The organism is Pseudalkalibacillus sp. Hm43, assembly GCF_054170705.1.
In genome coordinates this window covers 606,104-631,470 of record NZ_CM135129.1, presented here as the reverse complement: position 1 = coordinate 631,470, position 25,367 = coordinate 606,104, and the positions used below count along the sequence as shown (strand labels likewise).

The following is a 25,367-nucleotide window of genomic DNA, read 5'->3' as shown; positions in this document are numbered from 1 at the left end:
ACTTTGGTACCTTAAAAGTAAAGGAGTGAATGTACAATGACACAACCAAACGTAATCGTTTATTCGCAGCCTTCCTGACCACCTTGTCATATGGTGAAAGAGTTTCTTTCACAGCATAATGTTGAGTTCACACAGTACAATGTGGCTGAAAATGCAGAAGCAAGAGACGAAATGATTGAGAAATACGATTCCATGTCAACACCGACAATCATCATCGGTGATCAAGTGATTACAGGATTTGATCCAGATCAACTGACAAAACTATTGAACCTCGCGTAAAAAGACAGCTATCCTAGCTGTCTTTTTCATATGCAACCATAACAATATTATGTAGACTACAACACGCTGGAAAAACCTTCATCTATTTCCGCTAACCTCCTATTGAGACAGAAGTTAGGCTCCTTTTACAATATAAAAGTAGTGTTTGACTAGGAGGTGCAACCCATATGTTCAAAAATATAGGAAAACTACTCCTGGCTGTTACACTGACGATCGGTACGGTTGTAACCATCCCGACTGAACAAGCTTCAGCTCACACGAAGACGGTTCAGGTCGGTGACAAGTATGGTCAAGTCTGGAACTTACAACACCGTCTCCAACAGCTAGGTTTTTATGAAGCAAAAATAGATGGCGTATATGGACAGCAAACCAAAAACGCGGTGGTCCAATTTCAACGTAAGCATGGACTGAAAGTTGATGGCATTGCTGGACACCAAACGTTTTCAACAATATACAACACAACATTCAGTGAGGAAGAAATTCAGATGATGGCACAAATGGTCCACGGGGAAGCTCGTGGTGAACCTTATAAAGGGAAGGTAGCGGTCGCTTCCGTTATCTTGAACCGTGTTGACTCATCTAAGTTTCCAAATGAAGTAGAGGATGTCCTGTTCGAGAGTCTCGCATTTACTGCAGTAGCGGACGGACAATACAACATGTCTCCTGATAAGGATGCTTATCGCGCTGTTTATCATGCGATCCAAGGTTGGGATCCATCTAAAGGTGCGACATTCTACTTCAATCCGAACACTGCGACATCCGATTGGATCTGGTCAAGAACCCAAATTACCCAAATCGGAAAGCATATCTTTGCGAAGTAACCAACAAGAGGCAGCGAAAGGCTGCCTCTTTCTTATTCTATCGTACAACCATGTTCATCACGTTCTAATATCCATTGGACTGCTTCATAAAGAGAGTCAGTAATGAAATCAGCTTCTACATCTTCATCACCGATAAAAATGGTTTGCGTTCCCGCTTTTTCTCCTGCTTGAATATCCGTGATACGATCTCCGACCATATAGCTGTGGTGAAGATCGATGCTATGTTTCTCAGCCAACTCCAGAATCATCCCTGCATCTGGTTTGCGGCATACGCATCCTTCATGTGGCTTGTGCGTGCACGCCCGAATTTCGTGAACACCAGTACCAGCCGTCTTTAGGTCTTCTTCCATTTTGGCATGGATTTCTTTCAAGTCTTGTTCAGACAAATATCCTAGCCCGACACCGCCCTGATTGGTCACGACGAACACTCTGTAGCCGGCTTCATTCAACAGTCGTATCGCTTCACCAGCCTTCGGGTATAATATCAATTCCTCTGGACGATTCACCGGTCGTTTGTTGTCGTTGATGACGCCATCCCGGTCCAAGAACACCGCTTTCTGCATAACATTCGACCTCCTGATACATACATGATTCCCATAAGATACAATAACATGTGAACTATGAAGCGTTTTTTGGTAAGATAAACGGTGGAAAACAATACAAAAAGGTGATCAGAATGATAGAAGAGACAAACAACTATGAGATTTTGCTGTTTTATAAATATGTAGATATTGAAGATCCTGAGTATTTTGCACGAAAGCACCTGAAATTCTGCAAGGAACTTGGCGTTTTCGGTCGTGTACTCGTAGCGAGGGAAGGGATCAACGGAACCGTATCCGGAACTTTGGAACAAACTGAAGCGTACATGAAAGCTCTGCACGCAGACCCGCGATTTGAAGATATGGAATTCAAACGCGAAGCATCTGACGCGCACGCATTCAATCGGATTTCGGTCAAAGCAAGAGATGAAATCGTTTCATTGAGACTGGATGATGACCTTGACCCGAACGAGGTGACAGGAAGACACCTTTCCCCGAAAGAATGGAAGGAAGCGTTGGAAGATGAAGACGTCATCGTACTGGATGCGCGGAACGACTATGAGTATGATATCGGCCATTTCAGAAATGCTATCCGACCGGATATCAAAGCATTCAGGGATTTGCCGGAATGGATTCAAAAGAATCTAGCAGACAAGAAGGACAAAAAGATTTTAACGTATTGTACCGGCGGAATTCGGTGTGAAAAGTTTTCCGGATACCTTGTTCGAGAAGGATTCGAAAATGTCAATCAACTGCATGGTGGCATCATCAAATACGGCCAAGACCCAGAGACGAAAGGTGCCCACTTTGATGGGAAGTGTTTCGTGTTTGATGAGCGGATGACAACGGATATCAATCAAACGGACGATCAGAAAATCGTCGGCAAATGCCATCATTGCGGAACGCAAGCTGAACAATTCGTGAATTGTCCAATTGATGAGTGTGACAAGCTCCACATCACATGCGAGAATTGTAAAGAAGAATATGAAAGCTGCTGTTCAAATGAATGTAAAGAAGCTTTCACAGCATCCAAATAATTGAGGTGAAGTACATGTCAATCGAAATTGGAGATAAAGTGACGGCCACTTACAAAACAGGTCGATACATCGGTGAGGTCATTGATTTCAAGCCGAAACTACAAAAAGCCGTCGTGAAGGTTTTGGCGGTCATCGTCCATCCGAAACAAGGGGACCTCCATTCACCGAATCAGGTGGACGTTCAGCTTTTCCATGAGCGGAAAGCCCTGGCGTATACGGAAAAAGCACTCGTTCCACTTTCAAGCATTAAACCGTATGAAGGAGAGATTCCGGGGTATGATGAGTCCTTGATGGAAGCTCTTCATAAACAGATGGATCAACTGAAGGATGAGGAAAGCGAATATGCTAAAGCATCCTATCAAAAGCTCGAGATTCTATCAAAAGATTATCAGAAATAATTCATTAACCCGCGTCAATCGTTGATTGATGCGGGTTTTCTTTTCTATCAAATCTACTTCTATTTCGATTGGCTTGTACATATTCATAGAGTATAAAGCTGGTTGAAAGGAATGAGAGCGCATGAAACACAATCGACTCATCTACAATCTGAAAAAGTCGAATAACGAAACGTTCGTCAAGCGAGCAGGGATTTATGCTGTCATTGTGTTGATCCTGTTCATCACTGTTTCCATATTAGCATCCTCCTTTTTCGAGAAAAGATTTCAATCCAGTTCCTTGAAAGGCACGCTCAATATCTTTTCCACTGAACAGTTGGTGACGTTCATGGGCACTGTGAATCCCTATTTCCAGCAAGGGCTTCCGAATTCATATGAACCCCCTTCCATTCAAAGCCTCTCGTTCGAGTTAGCGACGAATATCAAACCAGGCGATATTCGCTCTTTACTTGGTCGGGAACTACCTGGATTCGCGATCTTTGATACAGAAATTCTTGTCGCCGGAGAAGGAACGGATTATACGACGTTGCCAATTGAATCCGCTCCGCCTTTGGATGTCCTCTTGAAAGAACGTGAAGTTGCAGAAGAAAAACTGAATGTAGAAGGTTCAAAAGACACACCCGAACCGAACATGACGACAGGTGGGCGAAAAGTCGTTTATATCTATCAGTCGCATTCCTATGAGTCCTTTCTTCCATTGTTGAAAGATGCGAAAGTACCGAATGATGCCAACAGTTCTAATCCGAAAGCGAACATGGTTCGAGTAGGGGAAATGCTAGCCAGCGAACTGGAGAAGAGGGGAATTGGTTCCCAACAAGATCGGACAAATACTGGAGAAATGTTGAAAAGTCGGGGATGGGAGCATGGAAATGCTTATCAATTGTCCAGAGAGATTGTGAAGGAAGCTGTATCAGTTAACAACAACATTGATTTCAGTTTCGATCTGCATCGAGATTCTCTCAGAAGAGATAAAACAACGGCTACGATTAATGGTAAAACGTACGCAAAACTCATGTTTGTCATAGGTAAAGCGAATCCTGATTATGAAAAGAACGAACAACTTGCAAGTGAACTCCACAAATTGCTCGAGGAGAAGTATCCCGGACTCAGCCGCGGGATTCTTGTAAAACCAAAGATTGCAGGGAACAACGGACTTTATAATCAAGACCTCTCAGATCGTGCAGCTCTAATGGAGGTCGGCGGTGTGGACAATAACCTCGAAGAAATTCAACGCTCAATGGAAGCTTTCGCAGAAGTGTTTGCTGAATATTATTGGAAAGATGAGAAAGTGAATGCAGGAGGTAACTGATTTGTAACGAATTATGTAAGTGGAGTAAATCTTCACATTATTCTCACACTTATCACAAACTCGTTGTGAGATAATGAAGTTACAAATCTTTAAGTAGACTGAGGTTGAATGCACATGCCGAACTGGTTAAGGAAAACGCTCGTCGTACTGATTACGGTCTTCACATTAGGAACTGTTACGCCGCCTCCGCATTTGTTAGCAGAGAGTGATGAACGAACTCCGACAGAAACGACTTCTGCGGTTAATCAAGCCAACTTAGAATCGTTTGATTTTGAACAAATAATAGATGACGAACCAGAAGTCGACCTCTTCCAAAAACCTTGGCAAGAGGTTGCAGCTACATACGAAGAAACAGATGAGTTAAAAGAAGCTTTCGTTGCTTATTCTGTGTATCAAGCAACCGAACAGACGAAAGAAAAATTCGGAGACCGGATCGAGGCAAAACGTGGCGAGGAATTCCGAACCGTTATTTTGCCAAAGATTGAAGAAACGATCTCGCAACTGAGTGCACATCTTGAAGAAGAGATGTTAAGGAACTTGACGATTACAGAACGACCTACCCCTGGGAAGAGCGAAAAGATCTTCCACATCAAAAATGAACACACAAATCAAGATGTGTTTCGTTTACACGTACGAAGAGAACATCCACCAGGGCAAGGATACTGGTTTTCGTTCCACTATCATGTATCAGAAGACAACTTTGAAAGCCATCATGAACTAGGGAGCATCTACTGGGATAAAAATACACCACCGAATTGGATGAGTTAAGCAACCTGAGTACAGGTTGCTTTTTCTTATAGGCCGAATTACCTTGCCACAGAATTTCTAAATTACATTTCGACCATGAATGCATAATGCTATAATTGGGACAAGCATTATAAATTGAATAGAAGAGAGGGATTCCATGGAACAATATTTGGATTTGTGCCGTCACATTCTAGAGAATGGCACAAAGAAAGAAGATCGTACAGGCACCGGAACGATCAGTGTTTTCGGTTACCAGATGAGATTCGATCTCCAAAAAGGCTTTCCGATGGTTACGACGAAAAAACTCCATTTGAAATCTATCATCCATGAACTCCTATGGTTCTTGAATGGCGATACGAATGTCAAATATCTTCAAGAGAATGGCGTTCGGATCTGGAATGAATGGGCGGATGAAAATGGTGACCTTGGTCCGGTATACGGGAAACAGTGGCGTTCCTGGACGAAACCGGATGGCGGGACTGTCGACCAAATCACACGTGTCGTTGAGGAAATCAAACAAAACCCGGATTCCAGAAGACTTGTCGTCAATGCATGGAATGCCGGAGAACTCGATGATATGGCACTCACACCATGTCACTGCTTGTTCCAATTCTATGTGAACGATGGCAAGTTGTCGTGTCAGCTCTATCAAAGATCAGCTGACACATTCTTGGGAGTACCTTTCAACATCGCATCATATGCACTACTTACCATGATGATTGCGCAAGTGTGCGATCTCGAACCAGGTGAATTCGTACATACCTTCGGAGATGCGCACATCTACTTGAACCATATTGAACAGGTGGAACTGCAGCTCACTAGAGACACCCGTGAGCTTCCGACCATGACCATTAATCCAGAAGTGAAATCGATTTTTGATTTCAAATTTGAAGATTTTACATTGGAAAATTACGATCCACATCCACACATCAAAGGAGCCGTTTCTGTATGATTTCATTACTTTTCGCAATGGGAAAGAACCACGTTATTGGTAAAAACAATGATTTGCCGTGGCGATTACCAGAGGATCTGAAGTGGTTCAAACAGGTATCCACGGGACATACGGTCATCATGGGACGGAAAACCTATGAATCAATCGGTAAACCCCTCCCGAATCGTAAAAATGTCATTGTGACCAATGATAAAGAATACGAAGCAGAAGGATGTATTGTGACACATTCAATCGAAGAAGCGTTGCAACAAGATGGGGACGAAACGATTGTCATCGGTGGTGCGAAAATCTATGAGCAAGTACTCGATGATGCGGATCGCCTCTATATGACTTACATTGATGAAGAGTTTGAAGGGGACACTTTCTTCCCGGAGTATGATGAATCTGAATGGGAACTGACCTCAAAAGAAATAGGGATCAAAGACGAAAAGAACCCGTACGACTATTATTTCTGTGTTTACGACCGTAAGACAGACTGACATCATGAGAGCGACGTAGAAGGTGTCTGACCGAAGTCAGGCACTCTTCTTTTTTACAAAGGAGTGGAAGGATGTACATAGAGGATTCCTTATATGGACGTTTTGAGCTGGAACCGGTTCTAGTAGATTTAATCGACTCAGATGCGGTTCAGCGCTTAAAAGGTGTCCATCAAAATGGAGCAAGCTATCTCGTCAATCCGAAGTGGAAGAATACGAGATACGAACATTCAGTCGGAGTGATGTGTTTGATAAGACTTCTGGGAGGTAGCCTAGAAGAGCAAATTGCAGGACTTCTTCATGACGTATCACACACCGCATTTTCCCATGTTGTAGATGATGCTTTGCAACAAGAAAATGAGGATTACCATGAACAGATCAAGGAACAGATGGTAATGGAGTCAGACCTACCATCTATTCTGGAAAAATACAATGTAAACCTAGATGATGTGTTAGAAGAAGCCAATTGGAAGATCCTCGAACAGCCAGCACCACGCTTATGTGCGGATCGCATCGATTATACACTAAGGGATCTGTATGAATATGGCGAAATTACTAAGCAAGAAGTAGAGGACTTCCTGCAAAGCCTGAGTTTGTATAATGGTAGAATCCATGTAAAAGATGTAAGTGCTGCTGAATGGTTTGTGGACCACTATTATCAAGAAGTACTGGACTTTTTTCTACACCCGCTCAACATTTACAGCAATCATATGATGTCTGAACTATTAAAAGCTTCACTAAAGAAGGCGATCATAACAAAAGAAGACTTTTTAATGACAGACGATGCATTATTGAGGCTGATAGAGAACAGTAAAGAACCTGAGATTCTATCACTACGGAACAAGTTATCGGATTCTGTTGTGGTCCATGCCAACGACCAGGATTACGACATCGAAGTAAAGAAAAAGATGAGGTTGATCGATCCTGAAGTGATTGTCGGGAAAGAAAGCTTACCAGTAAGCCAACTTTCTAAAAAAGTGATGGATATGAATGAAAAGGCAAAGGAACGATCTTTAAAAGGTGCCAAGATCAAAATCTCAAAATAAAAATTTCACGTACCGTACTAGAAATGGAATTTTTAAAAACAAAATTTAATAAAACAGTTTAATAAAGGCACTCGGACACTTCAACACAATTGCAACATCATGTTTTAATTGCCCTTATACTGAAGAAAGTATTTTATACTTTCTTCAAGTGCAATAGCGACAAAGTTTCCGAAAACTGCCTTAAAAAAAGGCTTGTAAACAAGGAGGGATTGGGTTGGAGGTCGTTTATGAAAAAGGGTCTCGATATTTAAAAGACTTAACGGTATTCACTTATCATGAAGCCATGTCTTGTATCTTTCCTCTCGTCATCTTTTCGAGCTTGTTTTTGACGGACCAATTCCAGGCATACATAGCGATCCCGAGATATGATTTAATGTTATTGATTTGTATTGCAACTCAAATCCTCATGGTGGTTGGTCGTTTTGAATCGATGGACGAATTGAAAGTCATTTGTGTGTTTCATATCATTGGACTTTTACTAGAGTTATTCAAAGTGAATATGGGATCATGGTCGTATCCAGAGGAGGCCTATACGAAAATCCTAGGTGTCCCGCTATATAGTGGATTCATGTATGCGAGTGTTGCCAGCTATTTATGTCAGGCTTGGAGAAGGCTTCATGTCGAAATCATTGCCTGGCCGAATGTTTTATTGACAACACTGTTAGGGGCTGCGATTTACTTGAACTTTTTTACGCACCACTATATTTTTGATATTCGCTGGTGGTTGGTCGGGATCCTATTCCTATTGTTCTTCAGAACCTATGTCATGTTCAAAGTAAGAGGGAATACGTATCAAATGCCGATTATCCTTGCGTACTTTTTAATCGGATTTTTCGTCTGGATTGCTGAGAACATTGCAACCTTTTTCAAAGCATGGCACTACCCTTATCAAAAGGAAGCATGGTCTCTTGTTGATTTAGGAAAACTGAGTTCATGGTTCTTGCTCGTTATCGTCAGTTTCTTGATTGTTGCTCACCTGAAAATGTTGAAGGGGAAGGAACAGGCATGAAAAAGAAAAGGACCATTTCCATTTTCCTTAATCGTCATATACTTCCGATCGTAGAGCAAATTCGGGCAAAACATGATCCATTGTATGGAAAAATTCCACCTCACATCACTTTGGTCTTTCCATTTAAAAATGAGATGACAACGGAACAGTGCCAACATCACATGTCACGCATATTGAAAGACTTCAATCCGTTCCAGATCACTTTAGAAGACACAGTAGTAGCTGAGGATGGATGCTTATTCTGGTTGGTGAAGGATGGTAAAGAGATCATTCAACAATTGAATTTGAAGTTATATTCTGGTCCGTTTAAAGAATACAGATCAACTACTCACCAATACATACCGCACATCACCATCGGACGCTTCAATGACCTGGAAAAAGCGAAAGCTGTGCAAAATGAAATTGCACAGCTGATCAATGAACCGGTTACTTTAACGGTTGATCGAATCACGTTAGAAACAATCGGAGAAAATGAAGCGTCCATCGTGGAATATGTTCATGTAATGTGAATCTTTTTACTACCTCAATCGTACGTTACATTGTAGACGGCTTGATATACATGACATAAGCGCGGCGATCCTCATCGATTTCAGAGGCGACTGTTTCATATTCGGCATTTTTCAATTGGATGTAATCCGAACCGATATAACCGACCACTTCTTCATGGTTCTGACATTCAATCGTATGGAGGACTGGGGAATCAACATGTTCTTTCCATTCTCTCAGCTCGATTGTGACATATTCATAGATCGGAGCATCGTCAAAAACTTCTTCCTTCGCATCTACGGATAGGTAGATCACGAACAAGTCGGTTTCATAAGCGGTTGACGTCTTCGTGTATATTTGGTTGTTTTTTATGTAAAAATCACACATACGGCGAGCAAAAAGTTCACCAGAGGTTAAGCCTTCATAATGATAGAGAGCAGGAAATCCATTCTTTTCATCGAAAAGTCGATATTCCAAGCGATCTGTGAGGGTATTCAATCTATTCACCACCTAATCATCGGATAGTTTGATTATATAAAAGGAGGGATACGGATGAAAGGATCAAAAACAAAAAAATTGATGACAGGAGTTTTGTCTACAGTCGTGGCTACCTCTTTGACAGGCTGTGGTCAACAAAGCTTACCACCAGAACCAGATGATGAGAACTGTGATGAGTGGGAGTGGGAAGCGGATGAAGGCGTTTATGAATGTGAGGATCATGACTCAAACTTCTACGGCCATTATTTCTATGCTGGTAAGTATTATAAATCAAAGAGCAAATTGCTCGGCAGTTCTGCCTACAAAAAATATCGCTCCAGTAAAGGTTTCAAGGGCGGATTTGGGTCCGGCTCTAAAGGAGGGTTCGGAGGCTGATTGTGTTTTCAAACGATCAACATATTAAAAACCGAGAAACATTCTACGGGACATTCCAAGATTTCTGGCATGATCTAGACGGTGAGGAGTACGCGCTATATGATTGCTATCCAATGTCCCGAAGTGAAATCGATGAAATCCGAAATGCGACCGAAAAGGTAGGTCAAATCTATCAGAAGACTGCTGGATTGTTACGTAATCTAGATGACGAAACGTTGTTGCAACTGGATATCCCAGAAGAAGTCATACCCTTCATCCGAACGAAAAGTATATCTGCTGAAATGTTGATATCCCGGGTGGATTTTGTGAAAACTTCTGATGGATTGAAAGTACTTGAAGTGAATGCAGATACACCTACATTTGAAAAAGAAGTGTTCCATATTAATGCTGCAGCAGCTAAACACTTCGGATACGAAGATCCAAACGAAGGATATGAGAGGGACCTGGCAAAAACCATACATACGACGGTGACGAAAAGTATACATTCCCTTCATAAGACGGATGATGCCAACATCGTGTTCACATCTCATGGGGATCATGAAGAAGACCGTCTGACGACACAATACTTGATGGAAATCAGTGAACTGGACGCACGCTATGTCCCTCTACACCAATTACAATTGTGGAAGGATAGCGATACCCGCTTGCTGTTGGACGATCAAGGAGAACCGATTGATGTACTCTACCGACAGACTTATCCTTTGGAGCATCTCATTAATGACCAGGACCCAAATACCGGAGCAAAAGTTGGAGTAGATCTTCTACAATTGATTCATGACAAAAGCGTCATCTGTTTCAATCCCTTATCCGCCTTTCTCCTTCAGTCAAAAGCGGTTCAAGCTGTCATATGGGGATTGTATGAGGAACAGAATCCTTACTACACTGCAGAAGAACGACAGTGGATACGTACGTATTTCCTACCGACTTATTTGGATGACGTACCATTTAAAGAACGCGGAGTTCCTTATGTGAAAAAACCAAGTTTCGGACGGGAAGGGGATACGGTTGAAGTATTCAATGGCAGTGGCAACCTAGTCAATGCGGATGAAAACCGTACCTATCAGAGTTCCATCCCTGTCTATCAACAATTTGTCACGTTACCATCGACGTCGATCAGGACATCCAATGGCTTACAGAAAGGCCATCTCTTGATTGGAAGTTTTCTGATCAAAGGAAAAGCAAGTGCCATCGGTCTTCGTGCAGGTAACGAAATTACGGATAATAAAGCGTACTTTTTGCCACTAGGAATGAAATAAATAAACCGTTTAGAAAGGAAGAGGCAAATGGAACTATTATTGAACTTTTTATCATATTTTGCTGTTGGGCTAGGCTTATTGATTGTGGGGATCTTCTTATTTGAAATGACGACGAAAAATAAGGAGTTCCAGTTGATTTCACAAGGAAACAAGGCTGCAGCGTACGCACTTGGCGGTAAGATCATCGGTTTATCAATCGTGCTTTACGCTTCGATTGCAAACTCGATCAGCTTGTATGATATGGTCGTGTGGGGCGCTGTCGCGATTATCGTCCAAATTGTTGCCTTCTATATTGTGGAATGGATGACACCTAGATTTCATATTACGAAAGCGATTGATGATGATAATCAAGCGGTAGGATTGTTCTTACTGTTCGTATCCATCGCTCTTGGCCTGACAATCGCAGGATCGCTTACGTACTGATTCGATTAAATCAATTACTTGCTTCCATTCTGTGTATGATATATCATAACCGCGTAAAAGCTACTAACAAACTGAAACTGAGGGGTAAGTGATTATGACGGTAAAAGCAAAAAGTGTCAGAGAATCCAGGACGGTAAAGAGCAGTCATGTGCTACCTCCGGATACAAATACACATGGAACATTATTCGGTGGGAAGTTGATGGCGTATATCGATGATGTTGCAGCCATCGCAGCGACGCGTCATGCCCGTCAGCATGTCGTAACCGCTTCAAGTGATTCGGTCGACTTCCTCCATCCGATTAAAGAAGGATATTCGGTTTGCCTGGAGGCATTTGTATCTTGGACACACCGGACATCCATGGAAGTGTTCGTAAAAGTGATTTCGGAAAACCTCCTTACAGGAGAACGCAAATTATGTGCCTTATCCTTTTTGACATTCGTCGCTGTTGATGAGGACGGAAATCCAGCGCCTGTCCCGAATGTCATAGCTGAAACAGAAGAAGAGAAATGGTTATTTGAAGGGGCACCCAAACGTGCAGAGAGAAGACGAAAGCGACGAAATGAAAGCAAGCAGCTAGCTCAGAATTTCGGAACACAAAAACCGTGGGAACGCTTTTAACAAATGTTGACGCAAAAAAACAGGTTGGGGAGTCCAACCTGTTTTTTTGCGTCATAACTGTGGTCGTTCACTTAATCTAGGCAATACATTCATGCCCTCGATATGTTTTTTAGTCTCTGAAGTACCAAGTGTGTAAATCCACTTATAAATCTCTACAAGCTTCGTATACGTTACTTCACGATCTTTGTCCACTTCGCTCTCCTTGAAGTGATTCAAAGACCAGAAGTCCTCTTTTTCCACATCTTCAGACGAGTTGAATTCCTCTACTGCTACTTTGAATTCATTCAATTCATAGTCTGTCGCTCTGATCTCGAATAATTGAAACTGAGACTCAACGGGTGTAGGATAAATATCCCCTTTTGGTGATACAAAAAACGTATTACGTTCGGTCATGCTCATCACCTCTTTATAGTTTCGTATTATACGTACCCATTCCACAACTGGACGGGTGCTAAACGTTCATGCTGCAGTTAAGCACTCGACAATGTAACGCTCTATTCGACAGGAACTTCAAAATATTTTACAAGAAGCGGGAGGTAATGGAGAGGTTTTGTCAAACTATGTAATTAGAAAATAAACCAATCAGTGAGGTACCAGAATGTATTCGAATAAACGTTTGAAAGCTTTGGAATGCAGCTCTGACATTCATCAGTTGTTGAACTCAGATATGTACCAATCACTGTTCGAGCATAACAGTGATGCAATCTGGGCAATCGATTTGAATGGAATGGTCTTGCAAGTGAACCAGGCCGGAAGAACTCTATTACCTGCCGACTCCAAAGAATACTTTTATACACCGATCCATGAGTGGATTACCTTTGATGATGAAAACGAATTATATGAAACGTTATACTCTGAAGATACCCATCACTATAAAGGCAAAATGAAAACACGTCACTCCGAGAAATCCATTGTCTTTGAGATGACAAGCATACCGATCATCATCCGCGATGAAATCATTGGTCGTTTCATCCAAACGAAAGATCGAACAGAGGAACTTAAAGAAACGAAAGATCTGAAATCCGAAAATGCATACTGGGAATCGTTCATCAATCATTCTGCTGATGCCATCGGCCTATTTGACATGGATGGAAATATCCTTAAACTGAACCGGGCAACGGAAGATATCTTCTTGTATTCTAGAGAAGAGTTACTTGGCGGTAAGGTGGTGACCATTCCAGATGAATCGTATCGAGAAGAGGTTGACTTTCTGCAGCGGAAAGTAAAATCCGGTAAATCTGTTGTCGAATATGAGACCGTACGTAAACGTAAAGATGGTCAACTGATCGATGTAGCAATCACGTATTCTCCTATTTATGATGAGAACGGGGAAATGATTGCGATGGCAAACATTCTTCGAGACATTACCGAACGGAAGAAGAATGTTGAAGTATTGCGTGAAAGTGAAGCGAAATATAGGTTGATCGCCGAAAATACAGCCGATATGATCCGTGTACTGGATTTGGACAATTCGATCCTTTATGCATCTCCTTCCCATAAAATGATTTTAGGAAGAAGCGAGTCCGATTACCAGTTCAGGAACGGTTTTCAATATGTACACCCGCTAGACTTGTCTTCAGCGAATGAGCTTTACCAGCAGATGATTAAGATGAAGCAACCGGTCAATATCGAATACCGTGAGCAAAATGCGAAGGGTGAGTGGATTCCAGTGGAAGCAAGATGCATGCCGGTATTGGATGAGAACGGAACCATTACATCTATCGTCATGGTTATCCGTGATTTAACAGAACGTAAAAATACAGAAGAATTATTGAGGAACTCTGATAAGCTTGCAGTCATTGGGCAATTGGCAGCAAGCATCGCCCATGAAATTCGTAATCCTCTCACATCGTTGAAAGGTTTTCTGCAATATTTTCACTCCAATGGAGACGACTTGACGAAAACCTATTATGAGCTGATGTTATCAGAAGTCGAGCGCATCAATTTGATTGTCAGTGAATTCCTACTGCTCGCAAAACCTCAGACTTCAAAGTTCTCAGAAACACACATTCATCATTTGTTAAGCCATCTATTAGCATTAGTGGACAGTCAGGCCATTATGGAAAATGTAGAAATTTCCTTCGATATCGAAAATGACATTCCAACTATCTATTGTGATGGAAACCAACTGAAACAAGTCTTTCTCAATTATATTAAAAATGGAATTGAAGCTTGTTCCTATGGTGGAAAAATAGACGTTTCTGTTAAGCGTGAAGCTGAGGGAATCGTCGTACTGATAAAAGATAACGGAAAAGGGATATCCAAAGAAGATTTAGAGAAAATCGGGACTCCGTTTTTTACGACGAAAGAAAACGGTACCGGCCTTGGACTGATGATCAGCCAAAAGATCATCTCCAATCATAAAGGGCATGTTCATTATGAAAGTAAAGTGGGGGAAGGAACAACCGTAAAAATTCATCTACCTCATAATCCAAAGTAACTAAACTTGAAGCACCTAGACTTGAAGGAGTACAAAAATGACATCAGAACTTATAGAAGCTTTCGACGAGAATCAGAATTCGATTGGTGTTTTTTCACGAGACGAAGTCCATAGAAAGGGGTACTGGCATCATACTTTTCATTACTGGTTGATCCGTTTTGAAAATGACGTCCCCTACATTTATTTTCAAATCCGAAGCAAGCATAAAGCAGACTATCCTGGACTCTTAGACATCACAGCTGCTGGTCATTTGATGGCGAATGAATCCATTGAAGATGGTAAACGAGAGGTACAAGAAGAGATTGGCTTGGATGTGGAATTGGCAGATCTGGACCAGCTAGGTATCATTCATTACTCTTTAAAAAGGGAAGATTTCATTGATAATGAGCTTGCCCATACCTTTTTACACAGAATGCATAATGACGAAGCACCCACGTTCAAGGTCCAAGAGGATGAAGTTTCAGGCATTGTGAAGTCAGAATTCGATTTGTTCAAACAATTCTGCTTCAAAGAAATAGAGGAGTTAGAAGTAGAAGGATTTCAGATGTTTGATGATGGAGACAAACAACCGATTCACAAAAAGGTGACTCGAAATCATTTTGTCCCGCATGAAGATGATTATTTTGAAACGATCTCTTCAAAAATCGATTCCATTATAAAAGGTTGATCCGTTCGTATCTGGATCAACCTTTCTTTATCATCATTCTACAGGTTTCAAGTTTTCGTTTCCATCCAATGAAAGGATCATTTCTGTTATCAAAGTAATCTCATCTTCAATATCTTGCAGGCTTGCAGTTTCCACAGGAGAGTGCATGTACCGAAGTGGGAGAGAAACAAGCGATACAGGTACACCTTTACCCGTAAGACGCATGCGATCAGCATCAGTTCCGGTTACACGTGGGGTCAGCTCGTATTGAACGTTGATCTTGTGCTTCCGTGCCGTTTCTTCCAGCATATTGTTCAGCTTGTGGTGGATCGGTGCTCCTTTTGCTAATACAGGACCACCATCGAGTCGGATATCCCCATGCTTATTCTTGTTCACACCTGGGTAATCTGTCGCAAATGTCACATCAACTGCAAGTGCAAAATCCGGTTCCACCTGGGAAGCTGCGAAATATGCGCCACCCATATTGGTTTCTTCATTCACTGTACTGACAGAATAGACGCCTACTTTCGGGTTTTTCTTAGCCACTCTGCGCAATACTTCAGCAACGATGAAAGACCCTGTACGGTTGTCCAATCCTCGACCGCTGATGCGATCATTCAACAAGAATTCAACGTTCCTACGATAGATGGCGAGATCACCGATTTGAACGTATTCTTCCATTTCTTCTTTACTTTTCGCTCCACAATCTATGTAAAGATCCTCAAAACCAAAGTCATCGTTAATGCCACCATGATGCTCTGCATTTACCCCGATGACCCCCGAAATGGTCTGTTTGCTCCCGAGGATTTCTACCTTCATGCCGATGGAAGGCTTTGGGCTGATTCCGCCGAGCTTAGTAAAATGCAGGAATCCATTTTCGTCAATGCGATTGATCATGAACCCGATTTCATCACAGTGACCAGCAAGCAATACTTTGAATGGAGCATCTGGGTTGATCACTCCGTAAGCGTTTCCAATATTATCCGTTTCAATTTTATCAGCAAATGTACGCACATAATCCATCCATTTGCGTTGTATCCCCATTTCAAACCCAGAAGGTGAAGGGGTAGATAATAATTCTTTCAAGAAATTTTGCGATTCGAATTCCATGACGTACCTCCTAGTAAAATATCCATTACCATCATAACTGTAAAAACAGAAAAACACAAAGGCTCTCGGCGTTTTAACCATTTTAATCTCCTACACAGTTGTCCATTTCAATCATCCATCATTTACATAACTTATAGAGAGCGATAGAAGTATAAGGGTGGTGAGAATGTTTGGAGAAAAGAACGGTAAAATATGTAGCGATCGGGGATTCCTTGACGATTGGAGTAGGTTCATTGATGAACCCGAATTTCGTAACCCTGTATACTCAAGCGTTGGAAAGTGTTTTTCAGATGGATGTAGACAGGTTCGTATATGCGCGGAATGGCGCTACAACAAAACAAATACTTAAGTTTTTTAAAAAACGGAAAGTCCGGGAAGCTATACAAAATGCGAATGTTATCACAATTACTGCAGGTGGGAATGATCTTAAGCGAGCACTGCGGACGTATTATAAGAAGAAAGATCAAGTCGTCTTCAAGGAGACGATCAAGCAAAGTATGTTGAACATAGCATCTATGTTGAAAGAGGTCCAAAAAATAAAAACCGGTCAAGAGGATTATTACGTCCGATTAGTGGGGCTATACAACCCTTATACCCAGTTGGATTTCAGTGATAAATGGATCCATACTTTCAATACACAATTGAAGCGGTTCAACCGGAAAAGAATCTTGATGGCGGACATTTTTGAAGGCTTCAAAGAACACGGAAGGAATGCACTTGCGATTGACGGGCTTCATCCGAACAAAATAGGATATACCATCATTGCCGATGCGTTAGACAAAACAGGATTTGATCCACTAGCTTCACTGATGGATAGGCGCTACTTATTTCCCTGCATAGAAAAAAGCTGATAAAAAACGATTGTCTCTACAACAATCGTCCGTTTATCAGCTTTCTCATTTATGAAACAGCGACACTCTGTGTTTGTGCTTTACCGATTTGTATCTCGTGAATGGTCAATTCAGGTCTTGATCCGACTCGGATGTTCAGTCCTGTCTGTCCTAAGCCTTCACTGATGTAAAACGGTTTTTCATGCATATACAACAACCCTTTTACCATGTTCATCCGTGCAAGCTTTCCCATTTTTACAAGATGATAGGGTTTCGGCCAGTGAATCTGACCATTATGGAAGTGACCAGATAACAGATAGTCGAACTGAGAACCATCCATATCAAGTACAACGTTCGGATCGTGTGTCAGTACTAGATTGTAGTCAGACTCTTCTAATCCATCATAAGAAGCGAATAGGTCACTGTGACCTGTACCATAATCGTCAATTCCGATAATGTTGATTTTAACCCCATTCACATCGATTTGTGTATGTTCATTACGCATGGTTTGGCAACCATATCGATTCAACAGCTGCTCAAGTTGCTTAAAGTGTCCTTCTCTCAATACATAATCGTGATTCCCGAACACGGCATACATGCCAAGCGGGGGATTGAGCTTTTGGAAGGTCTCAAGATAGTCAGGCAGCTTTTTCAAAGTGCGCTTTCGATCCAGGAAATCTCCTGTCAAAGCAATCAAATCGAAATCCTCGTCTTTCAATCGAGTATAAAGCTCCTTTGGACTAATCGACAGGTTTTCCAAATGCATATCTGAAATCTGTAATACCTTTAGTGACTGTCCAGAACGAGTATGCCTCGCCTCAATGCGGACCTTTTCCATTTGTATATCTTTCGTATTCTTGTGGGCCTTGACTATTGCAACAACGATGATAAAAATAAAAAAAGCACTTACGAACAAGTCAATCCCCTCCCATATACAATTATAGGAAATTGAGAGAGGATTGGAACCGGTAAATGCTGGGAGTCACTATCTTGGTTGTCTATAACGTTGGTACAACTTGTCTTTGGACATCATCAAGTATTGGGGCTTGGCATGAAAAAAATGCCTTTCTCCTCCTCTTGAAAGGAGGGAGATCGGTAGCAGTGCAGATAGCTTGAATATACGGTAACAATGACTCTGAATGGTATAGGGTTCAAAGCCGAGTTTCTTACATCCTCGATCCAATAAGGTAATTCCGATAATGCCTTTGATCTCGCCTTGTTGATGATGCTTTTCTATATAGTCAGCAACGTGTGGTAGTGATGTTTGTATTTTCTTATATAAGTAAATCATCTTCTGGAAATCGTTCGTTATACCCGCCATGTCTTTAAGTAGACGAACGTTATGCAGATGGATTTTCACTAATACATCATTCTTCTTGAACACTGTTCCATCTGACAGTGTGATTGTTCTTCCTTTGTAACGGGTCAATCTGACACGGAAGATACATCCACGTGAGCCTGCACATCGATCCAGATAGGTCAATCGTGTAAACATGTAATACAACGGATCTAAGAAGCTCCAGATGGACAAAGCATATCCTCTAATGAATTCCATGTTGACGTTCTCCTTTAAATCATACAGTTTGAATCGTTCTTATTTTTCTCACGGACGTACCATTGTAAAAGAGGTAATAACAGGATATTGAACCAGTTGAATGATTTTCATCTTTCTTCAAACACTAAAAAGAAAAAATGGGTGGATGGAGAATGAAACGTGCATTGATCATGCCGCTCCTGACGATCAATTCTGGTCATCATCATGTGGCAGATAGTGTCCAACAAAAAATCAGCAATGAATTTGACTGCCAAAAGGTTGAACTTCTTTCGTATACCTTCGGAAAAGGGGAGACGATCGTTTCTCAGGCGTACTTGAAATGGATTACATATAGTCCGGCATTTTACAGCAAGGTGTATAAGCGGATCGCGCTTCCGAACGGTAACACGAGCCTACCTTTCAAATTTTACGAAAAACTGTTCTTGAGGAACATGATGAAGATCTTATCCGATTACCGGCCAGATGTTGTGATATGTACACATGCGCTTCCCTCTCATTTACTGAACATCTTGAAAAGGAAAGGGAAGGTGGATGTCCCTGTCATCAATATCTACACAGATTATTTCATCAATCATTTGTGGGGGGACGAATACATCAACCTGCATATGGTCCCTGATGCACCTTTCACGCATGAATTGATACAGCGAAAGGTGGATGAAAGTCAGATCGTCATGACAGGGATACCGACAGACGGTGCTATTCGAATAACAGATCGTAGGAATTATGAGCGGAAGGATCACTATGAAATCTTGATTTCTGGTGGAGCTCAAGGCACCGGCAAGCTCAATAGGTTCATCCACGCGCTGAAGCCAAAAGGTCGCATTCAATACAACGTTTTGTGTGGGAACAATCAAAAACTATTCGCTCGGATAGAAGCCTGGAAACATCCTCAAATCAAGCCGTTTTCTTATATCCAATGCAAGGAACAACTGAATGAGTTGTATGAGCGATGTGATGGGATCATATCTAAACCTGGTGGCGTCACCATGTCGGAGTGCTTAAAGTCGAGGCTACCGATTTTCATCTATGACTACCTGCCAGGCCAAGAGGAATACAACTTCACTTACTTGAGAAGTCAGAATCTCGTCCAAAATCTGAGGGAGTGGAGAGGGGCAGAAGAGTATTTGCTTCGATTTTTGGATGATAAAAGGGAATTTGAAGTCCTACAGAAACAGTTGGACGTCTATCATACGCGGCTAACTGACAAATCCATCCTCAATTTAATCAATGAGAGTATCGCTCAAACCACGAATGAGAATATTAAATCATAGTAATGAGAAAGGTGAGATGTTATGAAAAGGATCATTTTACAAGGATCAGTACTTACCATTACAGCCCTTATCTTTTTAACAGGATGTAAAGACGAACCACAAACAGATATGAAGAATACGATTTCGACACAAGAGTTATCGACGAATGAATCGACATCCATTGAGAAAGAAGTAATTGATATGAAAGGTGTCGAAGATGTAGAAATCATCCATTCCAAAGATAAACTGTTGGTGGCTATCAAAGTGACAAATATCGATCGCTTCCAAATAGAAGGCATTGAAAAGAAAGTAAAGAAGAAAATGGATTCAAAATACCCAGAAATGGAAGTAACGGTTTCACCGGATAAGAAAATCTTCATGAAAATAATGGAACTGGAAAATCAACATGCAAGTAAGAAGTTGTCAGAACGAGAAATCCATAAGAAAGTCGTCTCCTTGATCAAGCTGTCAAAAGACGAGGGTTGAATGTGTAGAAGTCCTTTCGAAGTACTATTCCTGACGCGGATTAGAGAGAGGGCTTTTTTATATGTCATAAAAAAGAACATCATCCTAGTGGATGACGTTCCTTTCCCAGGTAGCCAAGTCATAATAACCCAGGTCAATCTTTGCTTTTTCTTCCAGAATCAGATCGTACAATGGCTCGGGAAGATCCCGAGTCAGGGAATGTAGGAGATCAATTGAGTCGTCGGGAGAATAGACGAGCACGGAAAAAAGCTTCCGGTTGATCATATCCATTCCTGTAATGGTGATGAAGTTAAGATCCCTCGTGCGAAACGTATAAAAGATGCGGTATAATTCCATAGTGAATCACCTTTTTAGTATCCATTCTAGCCAAATCCCAAGATATACATACAAGTGTAGGAGGACGAACGGATTATGGAATATGAATTTATCATCCGATTACCTTTTCCAACGGTAGAGGAAGCGATTGAAAAACTTGCTATCGAGGGTTATTACAATGCCTTTTACGATCAACCGATTGAAGTGTCTCGAAATGAAAACGGCTATGATTATGAGGTAACAGAAGATCAGGACGTTGATTTACATGTGATCATCCCAACAGAAAATGCGTCCGATACGACGAAGAAACTCGCTCGACTTCTGGATCATGACACTGGTCAGATTAAAAATGAACCTTATGAATTGCAAGAGTGGCAGCAGCCCATTCCGCGAATAGAAGTGGATGAGGAGTGGGAGATTGTCACACCTCAGCACGATCCAACTCCAGGTAAAAAGCAGATTCTCCTAGAATCAATGGGAGGCTTCGGTACGGGAGCACACGTCACGACTCGTGATTGCTTGCGTGTATTGCTTCATAATGATTTGACTTCACAAAGCGTCATGGATATCGGAACGGGGTCCGGTATACTGAGCATAGCAGCAGCGAAGAAGAATGCTGAAAAAATGATTGCGATAGACATTCAACCAAGTGAAAGAGAAGTGTATGCGAATGCTGAATTGAATGGTGTGGAACGAATCGAAGTACAGCAAAAAGACCTCATCAATGAAAAGCCGGAAAGTTACGGGAAGTTGGATTGGGTCTTTATCAATATTGGTACGGAGGAGACGATTCAAATTCTAGAACAACAGTTTTTTTTCAAAAACGAAGTTGAACATTTCCTCATTTCTGGTGTAGTTGAGTGGAGTCATGGAAAACTGTTGGACTACTTTGAGCGATATGGTTATGAAGCTGTAGAAAAGCATATAAACGACGAATGGATGACGATCCATTTTATGAGAAAGTAAAAAACTGTGGAGAAAATCCACAGTTTTTTATATATCCAGCTGTTGATCAATGGTCACGTCACTTGCAGAAACTTTACAGCAGCTTAATGTCACACAAGATAAAAGAAGGAAATAGTGATTTGATAGAGAAATTTCCCATATTATATTTTCGTAATGGACACATGTAAGGGGAGGAAGATCGATGAAAGCTGTCTTGTGTAATCGCTATGGACCACCAGACGTTTTGGAAATGCATGAACTGGAAAAACCTGAGCTTCAGGAGAACGAAGTGCTGATCAGGGTCCATGCCACCACGGTCAGTTCAGGAGATTCAAGAATCCGGAACGGCAATCGTAAGACCTTACCATTATGGCCGATTTCAAAAATGGCGCTTGGAATCAGAAGACCGAGAAAGAACATACTTGGAATGGATTTCTCCGGTCAAATTGAAGAAGTGGGGAAGGACGTCACACAGTTCTGTAAAGGTGACCAGGTATATGGATTCTGTGGAAAAGGCACTTATGCGGAGTATATCAGCGTAAGAGAAGCTGGGTCACTTTCATTGAAACCTTCCAGCATGTCATACGAAGAAGCAGCGTCCGTTCCCTTTGGAGCCGTGTCGGCACTTGATTTCCTTCGAAAAGGTAAAATCCAAGCTGGCCAAAAGGTCTTGATCTACGGGGCTTCCGGCAGTGTAGGGACATATGCCATTCAACTGGCGAAACTTTTTGGAGCAGAAGTTACAGGAGTGTGCAGTACTAGAAATGTTGAACTAGTGAAATCATTAGGAGCAGATCATGTGATCGATTATAAAAACGAAGATTACACGAAGAACGGTGAAAAATACGATCTGATTTTTGATACGTTAGGGAAGTCGCCTTTCTCTAGGAGCAAAAAATCATTGCAAGAGAAAGGCTTGTACGTTACAGCAGTCGTCGACTATCGAGAAGTTGCACAAATCCTCATCACATCGAAATTCGGTAAGAAAAAAATCATAAGTGGTATTGCGGGGGAAGATCCAGGAGATCTCAAATATCTGAAAGAGCTTATTGAAGAAGGGAAAATCAAAGCAGTAATCGACAGAAAATATACAAAAGAACAGATTGCGGAGGCTCATCGTTACGTAGATGAGGGACATAAAGTGGGCAATGTCGTCATCAATTGGGAAGCGAGAAGTGACTAGGATTAAAAAACGACACTTCCTTCTATTATATAGGCGTAGCGAGGAATGAAGTTGGGAAAAGAGTACGAGATAAAAACTTGCAGGGATATTATGTAAAATATTTGAAACCTTCGTCCTTCTCATACGTAAGTATGACTAACGATACATAGAAGGTGGGGTTTCATGAAGTTCTTGTATTTTACAGCATCGATCCTAGGGAACGCAGGTATTGCTTGGTTATTTTCAAGGTTAGTAGGGTGGAGTTACATGGAAACCATTTTTCTTAGTGGGTTGCTCGTTTTTGGAGTGGTTTGGATGATTCTTCTGAATCACAATCAATCTACAAATATACTGAATGCAACCATCAAAGGGACTACGGGGGTTAGTACTGGTGTGTCCAAACCTTTTACGGTAACGCTCAATTCCTTCATGGTTGGAACGATCGTCTACCTGGTTACAAGTGGTGTAGTGACGTTCATCTATTACTTACCTTATTTCACCGCATGAAAATAGCGCTCTTGTCGAGCGCTATTTTAGCGTTTCATTAAGTACGGGTAAGAATAGACCACACCTAGAACATATAGTAAGACTGCAAAATAGGCAGGTGCTAGATGGTATTGATCCACATAACCGATATGATAGTGAATGCCGATACCAGCTGCAAAGCCAGGAATACCTCCGAGTGTCAACGTCCACCAAATCCATTCCTCACCTTCACGGTATCCCCACATCGCAATCAGTGCAATCATAATCCCTGCCGATATCAAAGCTCCACCAAAGCCAGCGCGATCATGAGCAATCAACGATATGAACTGTTGATTATGATCATGGATGTGTTCAGGATCAAGTTCCAGAAATCCGAGATCTTCTTTTACAAAAACGTCCGTCATCCCGATGTAAGAAATGACAATTCCAGCCGTCAAGAAAGCTCCTCCGAGAATGATGAACATCGTTTGTCCAAATTGACTCTTCCTCCAGGCTGTTGTATTTCGTGTATTGCTTCCTTCACTTCCCAAAGGCATGTTCCGTGTTTTAATAAATCCGTAGAGGAAAAAAGGTAGAATGAGCCCATTGTATAGCAAGTGAATCGGATCCAGATATCCGAAACCGATAAAATAAAAGAAGTTCAAAAAACCAAGTGTCGCGGCTATGTAAAATACCTTTCTTGCCCAATGTGATCCATTCCGGATGCCATGATAAGCGAGCATCATATACAAGAAACCAGCCGAAATCATGACCCCCGCAAGACTGATGCGATCATGAGACATGAATTTGAATAGATGATCACTGAAATGCTGAATTTCTTGTTTCGTCATGCCGAGAAATCGCTCATCAGGCGAAAGAATGACATCCGTCAAACCGACAAAAGTGGCGATGATACCCGCAATGAAGACCCCAAGTCCCATGAGAAAACTCGCCAACCATCCAGGTTGGGTTGGCTGTTTCTGTTTCACTTCATATGTTAAAGCTTCATTGATCCGTTTCGGTAGACCTGGACCCGAAAAAATGAATCCACTATGTATTTGAACCAAGTCTGCTCCAGCTCCCATTAAGGTAATAGCATCAGCAGGTTCATGGATCCCACCTGAAACGATAATCGATTTTTCATAGGATTGTAGTTGATGAATCCTTTCCAAATGATGATCCAATTCAAGAGGCCCTACATGATTAGATTGTTCAACCTTTTTTCCTTCTGGGATGTAAAATCCATCGATCCATTCGATGGAATGATCAATCTCATGTTGTTTCTCTACATTTACTAGAATAGGTTTACCCGCAGCTTCTTTTATCTCAGCTAACGTTTCCGCATGGAAGGATGTATCAAGCACAAACCAATCAGCATATTTCTTCAGCTTATGTATGATTTTCAGAGTATCTTGAAGAGAGGCTTCTCCAATACGGAATAGTACAGGTATCTTCAGTTTTCTGTTGGACAATACTTCTTCAACATGAGTGAAACCTGTGTTTTCTTGTAGGTGACTGTACTCTATCGTGTTGTACTCCTGATGAAGTTTGATCTCTGGTTCATGAACAGGGTCAATTGTAATTGGACCGACTTCAATGTAACCGAATCCTAGGTTCGAAAGTGCTGAAATCCCTTGAAGCTTAGGATCCACCTGGCCACTTAAACCAACAGGACTTTCCACTTCTACACCACATACGTTTTTGCGGATGGCAGGGGATGAAGCCATATGGCCAAAAAATTCGATGATCCGATATCCATAAGGAATCGAAATAAGGGTGTTCATCATATTAAGGGTTATAGAACGGGCTTTAGCAGGTTTCAAGTTGAATAACAACGGTTTAAAAAATGTGTGATAAGACCAATCTGGCATAACGTTTCTCTCCTTCCTTTTCATT

31 protein-coding genes are annotated in these 25,367 nt (G+C 41.6%); 23 read left to right on the top strand and 8 right to left on the bottom strand.

Going from position 1 to position 25,367, the window contains the following annotated elements; genetic code table 11:
- Nucleotides 1-90 precede the first annotated feature (90 nt).
- A complete protein-coding gene (locus ACXQIQ_RS03395) occupies nucleotides 91-279 on the top strand; it encodes a glutaredoxin family protein (RefSeq protein ID WP_439300140.1) in 189 nt (62 codons plus the stop codon).
- Between the two features lie 167 nt (nucleotides 280-446).
- Entirely contained in the window at nucleotides 447-1,100 is a 654-nt protein-coding gene (gene sleB, locus ACXQIQ_RS03390; protein WP_439300141.1) for a spore cortex-lytic enzyme, read from the top strand.
- A 32-nt stretch (nucleotides 1,101-1,132) separates the two neighbouring features.
- Here the strand turns inward: sleB and ACXQIQ_RS03385 are convergent, their stop codons facing one another.
- Nucleotides 1,133-1,663 (bottom strand): D-glycero-alpha-D-manno-heptose-1,7-bisphosphate 7-phosphatase, encoded by a 531-nt coding sequence (locus tag ACXQIQ_RS03385; RefSeq protein ID WP_439300142.1) that lies wholly within the window; start codon nucleotides 1,661-1,663, stop codon nucleotides 1,133-1,135.
- A gap of 113 nt (nucleotides 1,664-1,776) precedes the next feature.
- Here ACXQIQ_RS03385 and trhO point away from each other — a divergent pair, with 113 nt between their 5' ends.
- From trhO to ACXQIQ_RS03340, 9 genes are all read left to right on the top strand, one after another.
- Nucleotides 1,777-2,676, top strand: coding sequence for an oxygen-dependent tRNA uridine(34) hydroxylase TrhO (trhO, locus tag ACXQIQ_RS03380; protein WP_439300143.1), 900 nt, complete (start codon nucleotides 1,777-1,779; stop codon nucleotides 2,674-2,676).
- A gap of 14 nt (nucleotides 2,677-2,690) precedes the next feature.
- Complete coding sequence (kapB, locus tag ACXQIQ_RS03375; protein ID WP_439300144.1) at nucleotides 2,691-3,074, top strand: sporulation phosphorelay system protein KapB; 384 nt, start codon at nucleotides 2,691-2,693, stop codon at nucleotides 3,072-3,074.
- Nucleotides 3,075-3,195: 121 nt separating this feature from the next.
- Nucleotides 3,196-4,380: a stage II sporulation protein P gene (spoIIP, locus tag ACXQIQ_RS03370; RefSeq protein WP_439300145.1), complete on the top strand. Its 1,185-nt coding sequence runs from the start codon at nucleotides 3,196-3,198 to the stop codon at nucleotides 4,378-4,380.
- Between the two features lie 114 nt (nucleotides 4,381-4,494).
- Nucleotides 4,495-5,148, top strand: coding sequence for a YpjP family protein (locus ACXQIQ_RS03365; RefSeq protein ID WP_439300146.1), 654 nt, complete (start codon nucleotides 4,495-4,497; stop codon nucleotides 5,146-5,148).
- 136 nt (nucleotides 5,149-5,284) lie between these two features.
- Nucleotides 5,285-6,079 (top strand): thymidylate synthase, encoded by a 795-nt coding sequence (locus tag ACXQIQ_RS03360; RefSeq protein WP_439300147.1) that lies wholly within the window; start codon nucleotides 5,285-5,287, stop codon nucleotides 6,077-6,079.
- Nucleotides 6,076-6,558 carry a dihydrofolate reductase gene (locus tag ACXQIQ_RS03355; RefSeq protein WP_439300148.1) on the top strand — a complete coding sequence of 161 codons (483 nt, stop codon included), beginning with the start codon at nucleotides 6,076-6,078 and terminating at the stop codon, nucleotides 6,556-6,558. The genes ACXQIQ_RS03360 and ACXQIQ_RS03355 overlap by 4 nt, the downstream gene beginning before the upstream one ends.
- 71 nt (nucleotides 6,559-6,629) lie before the next feature.
- On the top strand, nucleotides 6,630-7,601 hold the full coding sequence (locus ACXQIQ_RS03350; protein WP_439300149.1) for an HD domain-containing protein: 972 nt from the start codon (nucleotides 6,630-6,632) through the stop codon (nucleotides 7,599-7,601).
- Between the two features lie 283 nt (nucleotides 7,602-7,884).
- Nucleotides 7,885-8,610, top strand: coding sequence for a DUF817 domain-containing protein (locus tag ACXQIQ_RS03345; RefSeq protein ID WP_458026081.1), 726 nt, complete (start codon nucleotides 7,885-7,887; stop codon nucleotides 8,608-8,610).
- Nucleotides 8,607-9,119: a 2'-5' RNA ligase family protein gene (locus ACXQIQ_RS03340; RefSeq protein WP_439300151.1), complete on the top strand. Its 513-nt coding sequence runs from the start codon at nucleotides 8,607-8,609 to the stop codon at nucleotides 9,117-9,119. Before ACXQIQ_RS03345 ends, ACXQIQ_RS03340 begins: the two co-directional genes overlap by 4 nt.
- A gap of 25 nt (nucleotides 9,120-9,144) precedes the next feature.
- On the opposite strand, the gene ACXQIQ_RS03335 is transcribed toward ACXQIQ_RS03340, so the two are convergent.
- Complete coding sequence (locus ACXQIQ_RS03335) at nucleotides 9,145-9,594, bottom strand: hypothetical protein (RefSeq protein ID WP_439300152.1); 450 nt, start codon at nucleotides 9,592-9,594, stop codon at nucleotides 9,145-9,147.
- Nucleotides 9,595-9,648: 54 nt separating this feature from the next.
- Here ACXQIQ_RS03335 and ACXQIQ_RS03330 point away from each other — a divergent pair, with 54 nt between their 5' ends.
- From ACXQIQ_RS03330 to ACXQIQ_RS03315, 4 genes are all read left to right on the top strand, one after another.
- A complete protein-coding gene (locus tag ACXQIQ_RS03330) occupies nucleotides 9,649-9,969 on the top strand; it encodes a hypothetical protein (protein ID WP_439300153.1) in 321 nt (106 codons plus the stop codon).
- A gap of 2 nt (nucleotides 9,970-9,971) precedes the next feature.
- The gene (locus ACXQIQ_RS03325) at nucleotides 9,972-11,225 is read left to right on the top strand and encodes a glutathionylspermidine synthase family protein (RefSeq protein WP_439300154.1); all 1,254 of its coding nucleotides are present in this window, start codon (nucleotides 9,972-9,974) and stop codon (nucleotides 11,223-11,225) included.
- 27 nt (nucleotides 11,226-11,252) lie between these two features.
- Nucleotides 11,253-11,648 (top strand): DUF350 domain-containing protein, encoded by a 396-nt coding sequence (locus tag ACXQIQ_RS03320; protein WP_439300155.1) that lies wholly within the window; start codon nucleotides 11,253-11,255, stop codon nucleotides 11,646-11,648.
- Between the two features lie 94 nt (nucleotides 11,649-11,742).
- On the top strand, nucleotides 11,743-12,267 hold the full coding sequence (locus ACXQIQ_RS03315; RefSeq protein WP_439300156.1) for an acyl-CoA thioesterase: 525 nt from the start codon (nucleotides 11,743-11,745) through the stop codon (nucleotides 12,265-12,267).
- A 51-nt stretch (nucleotides 12,268-12,318) separates the two neighbouring features.
- Here ACXQIQ_RS03315 and ACXQIQ_RS03310 read toward each other — a convergent pair whose 3' ends face one another.
- Entirely contained in the window at nucleotides 12,319-12,660 is a 342-nt protein-coding gene (locus ACXQIQ_RS03310) for a hypothetical protein (RefSeq protein WP_439300157.1), read from the bottom strand.
- Nucleotides 12,661-12,865: 205 nt separating this feature from the next.
- On the opposite strand from ACXQIQ_RS03310, the gene ACXQIQ_RS03305 reads away from it, so the two are divergent.
- On the top strand, nucleotides 12,866-14,707 hold the full coding sequence (locus tag ACXQIQ_RS03305; RefSeq protein ID WP_439300158.1) for a PAS domain S-box protein: 1,842 nt from the start codon (nucleotides 12,866-12,868) through the stop codon (nucleotides 14,705-14,707).
- A gap of 37 nt (nucleotides 14,708-14,744) precedes the next feature.
- Nucleotides 14,745-15,374 carry an NUDIX hydrolase gene (locus ACXQIQ_RS03300; RefSeq protein ID WP_439300159.1) on the top strand — a complete coding sequence of 210 codons (630 nt, stop codon included), beginning with the start codon at nucleotides 14,745-14,747 and terminating at the stop codon, nucleotides 15,372-15,374.
- A 33-nt stretch (nucleotides 15,375-15,407) separates the two neighbouring features.
- Here the strand turns inward: ACXQIQ_RS03300 and ACXQIQ_RS03295 are convergent, their stop codons facing one another.
- Nucleotides 15,408-16,463: a M20/M25/M40 family metallo-hydrolase gene (locus ACXQIQ_RS03295; RefSeq protein WP_439300160.1), complete on the bottom strand. Its 1,056-nt coding sequence runs from the start codon at nucleotides 16,461-16,463 to the stop codon at nucleotides 15,408-15,410.
- Between the two features lie 170 nt (nucleotides 16,464-16,633).
- Here ACXQIQ_RS03295 and ACXQIQ_RS03290 point away from each other — a divergent pair, with 170 nt between their 5' ends.
- Nucleotides 16,634-17,314, top strand: coding sequence for a GDSL-type esterase/lipase family protein (locus tag ACXQIQ_RS03290; protein WP_439300161.1), 681 nt, complete (start codon nucleotides 16,634-16,636; stop codon nucleotides 17,312-17,314).
- Between the two features lie 49 nt (nucleotides 17,315-17,363).
- Here ACXQIQ_RS03290 and ACXQIQ_RS03285 read toward each other — a convergent pair whose 3' ends face one another.
- Nucleotides 17,364-18,131, bottom strand: a complete 768-nt coding sequence (locus tag ACXQIQ_RS03285; RefSeq protein ID WP_439301944.1) for a metallophosphoesterase — start codon at nucleotides 18,129-18,131, stop codon at nucleotides 17,364-17,366.
- 147 nt (nucleotides 18,132-18,278) lie between these two features.
- Nucleotides 18,279-18,848, bottom strand: a complete 570-nt coding sequence (locus ACXQIQ_RS03280) for a YkoP family protein (RefSeq protein ID WP_439300162.1) — start codon at nucleotides 18,846-18,848, stop codon at nucleotides 18,279-18,281.
- Nucleotides 18,849-19,000: 152 nt separating this feature from the next.
- Here ACXQIQ_RS03280 and ACXQIQ_RS03275 point away from each other — a divergent pair, with 152 nt between their 5' ends.
- Nucleotides 19,001-20,119, top strand: a complete 1,119-nt coding sequence (locus ACXQIQ_RS03275) for an MGDG synthase family glycosyltransferase (RefSeq protein ID WP_439300163.1) — start codon at nucleotides 19,001-19,003, stop codon at nucleotides 20,117-20,119.
- 21 nt (nucleotides 20,120-20,140) lie between these two features.
- Nucleotides 20,141-20,584, top strand: a complete 444-nt coding sequence (locus tag ACXQIQ_RS03270; protein ID WP_439300164.1) for a YhcN/YlaJ family sporulation lipoprotein — start codon at nucleotides 20,141-20,143, stop codon at nucleotides 20,582-20,584.
- Between the two features lie 84 nt (nucleotides 20,585-20,668).
- Here the strand turns inward: ACXQIQ_RS03270 and ACXQIQ_RS03265 are convergent, their stop codons facing one another.
- A complete protein-coding gene (locus ACXQIQ_RS03265; RefSeq protein ID WP_439300165.1) occupies nucleotides 20,669-20,920 on the bottom strand; it encodes a hypothetical protein in 252 nt (83 codons plus the stop codon).
- A 75-nt stretch (nucleotides 20,921-20,995) separates the two neighbouring features.
- Here ACXQIQ_RS03265 and ACXQIQ_RS03260 point away from each other — a divergent pair, with 75 nt between their 5' ends.
- The 3 genes from ACXQIQ_RS03260 (at nucleotide 20,996) to ACXQIQ_RS03250 (ending at nucleotide 23,513) form a co-directional block, all read left to right on the top strand.
- Nucleotides 20,996-21,865 carry a 50S ribosomal protein L11 methyltransferase gene (locus ACXQIQ_RS03260; protein ID WP_439300166.1) on the top strand — a complete coding sequence of 290 codons (870 nt, stop codon included), beginning with the start codon at nucleotides 20,996-20,998 and terminating at the stop codon, nucleotides 21,863-21,865.
- Nucleotides 21,866-22,046: 181 nt separating this feature from the next.
- Nucleotides 22,047-23,027 (top strand): NAD(P)-dependent alcohol dehydrogenase, encoded by a 981-nt coding sequence (locus ACXQIQ_RS03255; RefSeq protein ID WP_439300167.1) that lies wholly within the window; start codon nucleotides 22,047-22,049, stop codon nucleotides 23,025-23,027.
- Between the two features lie 162 nt (nucleotides 23,028-23,189).
- The gene (locus ACXQIQ_RS03250; protein WP_439300168.1) at nucleotides 23,190-23,513 is read left to right on the top strand and encodes a hypothetical protein; all 324 of its coding nucleotides are present in this window, start codon (nucleotides 23,190-23,192) and stop codon (nucleotides 23,511-23,513) included.
- Between the two features lie 26 nt (nucleotides 23,514-23,539).
- Here ACXQIQ_RS03250 and ACXQIQ_RS03245 read toward each other — a convergent pair whose 3' ends face one another.
- Nucleotides 23,540-25,342 carry a dihydroorotate dehydrogenase gene (locus ACXQIQ_RS03245; protein ID WP_439300169.1) on the bottom strand — a complete coding sequence of 601 codons (1,803 nt, stop codon included), beginning with the start codon at nucleotides 25,340-25,342 and terminating at the stop codon, nucleotides 23,540-23,542.
- Between the last annotated feature and the right edge of the window lie 25 nt (nucleotides 25,343-25,367).

What these genes read in the sequence shown, in the direction of transcription:
- ACXQIQ_RS03250 (WP_439300168.1), top strand. Translation starts at nt 23,190, where the DNA reads ATGAAGTTCTTGTATTTTACAGCATCGATCCTAGGGAACGCAGGTATT.
- ACXQIQ_RS03300 (WP_439300159.1), top strand. Translation starts at nt 14,745, where the DNA reads ATGACATCAGAACTTATAGAAGCTTTCGACGAGAATCAGAATTCGATT.
- ACXQIQ_RS03270 (WP_439300164.1), top strand. Translation starts at nt 20,141, where the DNA reads ATGAAAAGGATCATTTTACAAGGATCAGTACTTACCATTACAGCCCTT.
- ACXQIQ_RS03330 (WP_439300153.1), top strand. Translation starts at nt 9,649, where the DNA reads ATGAAAGGATCAAAAACAAAAAAATTGATGACAGGAGTTTTGTCTACA.
- ACXQIQ_RS03320 (WP_439300155.1), top strand. Translation starts at nt 11,253, where the DNA reads ATGGAACTATTATTGAACTTTTTATCATATTTTGCTGTTGGGCTAGGC.
- ACXQIQ_RS03255 (WP_439300167.1), top strand. Translation starts at nt 22,047, where the DNA reads ATGAAAGCTGTCTTGTGTAATCGCTATGGACCACCAGACGTTTTGGAA.
- trhO (WP_439300143.1), top strand. Translation starts at nt 1,777, where the DNA reads ATGATAGAAGAGACAAACAACTATGAGATTTTGCTGTTTTATAAATAT.
- ACXQIQ_RS03385 (WP_439300142.1), bottom strand. Translation starts at nt 1,663, where the DNA reads ATGCAGAAAGCGGTGTTCTTGGACCGGGATGGCGTCATCAACGACAAC.
- ACXQIQ_RS03295 (WP_439300160.1), bottom strand. Translation starts at nt 16,463, where the DNA reads ATGGAATTCGAATCGCAAAATTTCTTGAAAGAATTATTATCTACCCCT.
- ACXQIQ_RS03280 (WP_439300162.1), bottom strand. Translation starts at nt 18,848, where the DNA reads ATGGAATTCATTAGAGGATATGCTTTGTCCATCTGGAGCTTCTTAGAT.
- ACXQIQ_RS03310 (WP_439300157.1), bottom strand. Translation starts at nt 12,660, where the DNA reads ATGACCGAACGTAATACGTTTTTTGTATCACCAAAAGGGGATATTTAT.
- ACXQIQ_RS03395 (WP_439300140.1), top strand. Translation starts at nt 91, where the DNA reads ATGGTGAAAGAGTTTCTTTCACAGCATAATGTTGAGTTCACACAGTAC.
- sleB (WP_439300141.1), top strand. Translation starts at nt 447, where the DNA reads ATGTTCAAAAATATAGGAAAACTACTCCTGGCTGTTACACTGACGATC.
- ACXQIQ_RS03340 (WP_439300151.1), top strand. Translation starts at nt 8,607, where the DNA reads ATGAAAAAGAAAAGGACCATTTCCATTTTCCTTAATCGTCATATACTT.
- ACXQIQ_RS03285 (WP_439301944.1), bottom strand. Translation starts at nt 18,131, where the DNA reads ATGGAAAAGGTCCGCATTGAGGCGAGGCATACTCGTTCTGGACAGTCA.
- ACXQIQ_RS03260 (WP_439300166.1), top strand. Translation starts at nt 20,996, where the DNA reads ATGGAATATGAATTTATCATCCGATTACCTTTTCCAACGGTAGAGGAA.
- ACXQIQ_RS03365 (WP_439300146.1), top strand. Translation starts at nt 4,495, where the DNA reads ATGCCGAACTGGTTAAGGAAAACGCTCGTCGTACTGATTACGGTCTTC.
- ACXQIQ_RS03315 (WP_439300156.1), top strand. Translation starts at nt 11,743, where the DNA reads ATGACGGTAAAAGCAAAAAGTGTCAGAGAATCCAGGACGGTAAAGAGC.
- ACXQIQ_RS03245 (WP_439300169.1), bottom strand. Translation starts at nt 25,342, where the DNA reads ATGCCAGATTGGTCTTATCACACATTTTTTAAACCGTTGTTATTCAAC.
- ACXQIQ_RS03265 (WP_439300165.1), bottom strand. Translation starts at nt 20,920, where the DNA reads ATGGAATTATACCGCATCTTTTATACGTTTCGCACGAGGGATCTTAAC.
- ACXQIQ_RS03360 (WP_439300147.1), top strand. Translation starts at nt 5,285, where the DNA reads ATGGAACAATATTTGGATTTGTGCCGTCACATTCTAGAGAATGGCACA.
- ACXQIQ_RS03355 (WP_439300148.1), top strand. Translation starts at nt 6,076, where the DNA reads ATGATTTCATTACTTTTCGCAATGGGAAAGAACCACGTTATTGGTAAA.
- ACXQIQ_RS03275 (WP_439300163.1), top strand. Translation starts at nt 19,001, where the DNA reads ATGAAACGTGCATTGATCATGCCGCTCCTGACGATCAATTCTGGTCAT.
- ACXQIQ_RS03350 (WP_439300149.1), top strand. Translation starts at nt 6,630, where the DNA reads ATGTACATAGAGGATTCCTTATATGGACGTTTTGAGCTGGAACCGGTT.
- spoIIP (WP_439300145.1), top strand. Translation starts at nt 3,196, where the DNA reads ATGAAACACAATCGACTCATCTACAATCTGAAAAAGTCGAATAACGAA.
- ACXQIQ_RS03345 (WP_458026081.1), top strand. Translation starts at nt 7,885, where the DNA reads ATGTCTTGTATCTTTCCTCTCGTCATCTTTTCGAGCTTGTTTTTGACG.
- ACXQIQ_RS03305 (WP_439300158.1), top strand. Translation starts at nt 12,866, where the DNA reads ATGTATTCGAATAAACGTTTGAAAGCTTTGGAATGCAGCTCTGACATT.
- kapB (WP_439300144.1), top strand. Translation starts at nt 2,691, where the DNA reads ATGTCAATCGAAATTGGAGATAAAGTGACGGCCACTTACAAAACAGGT.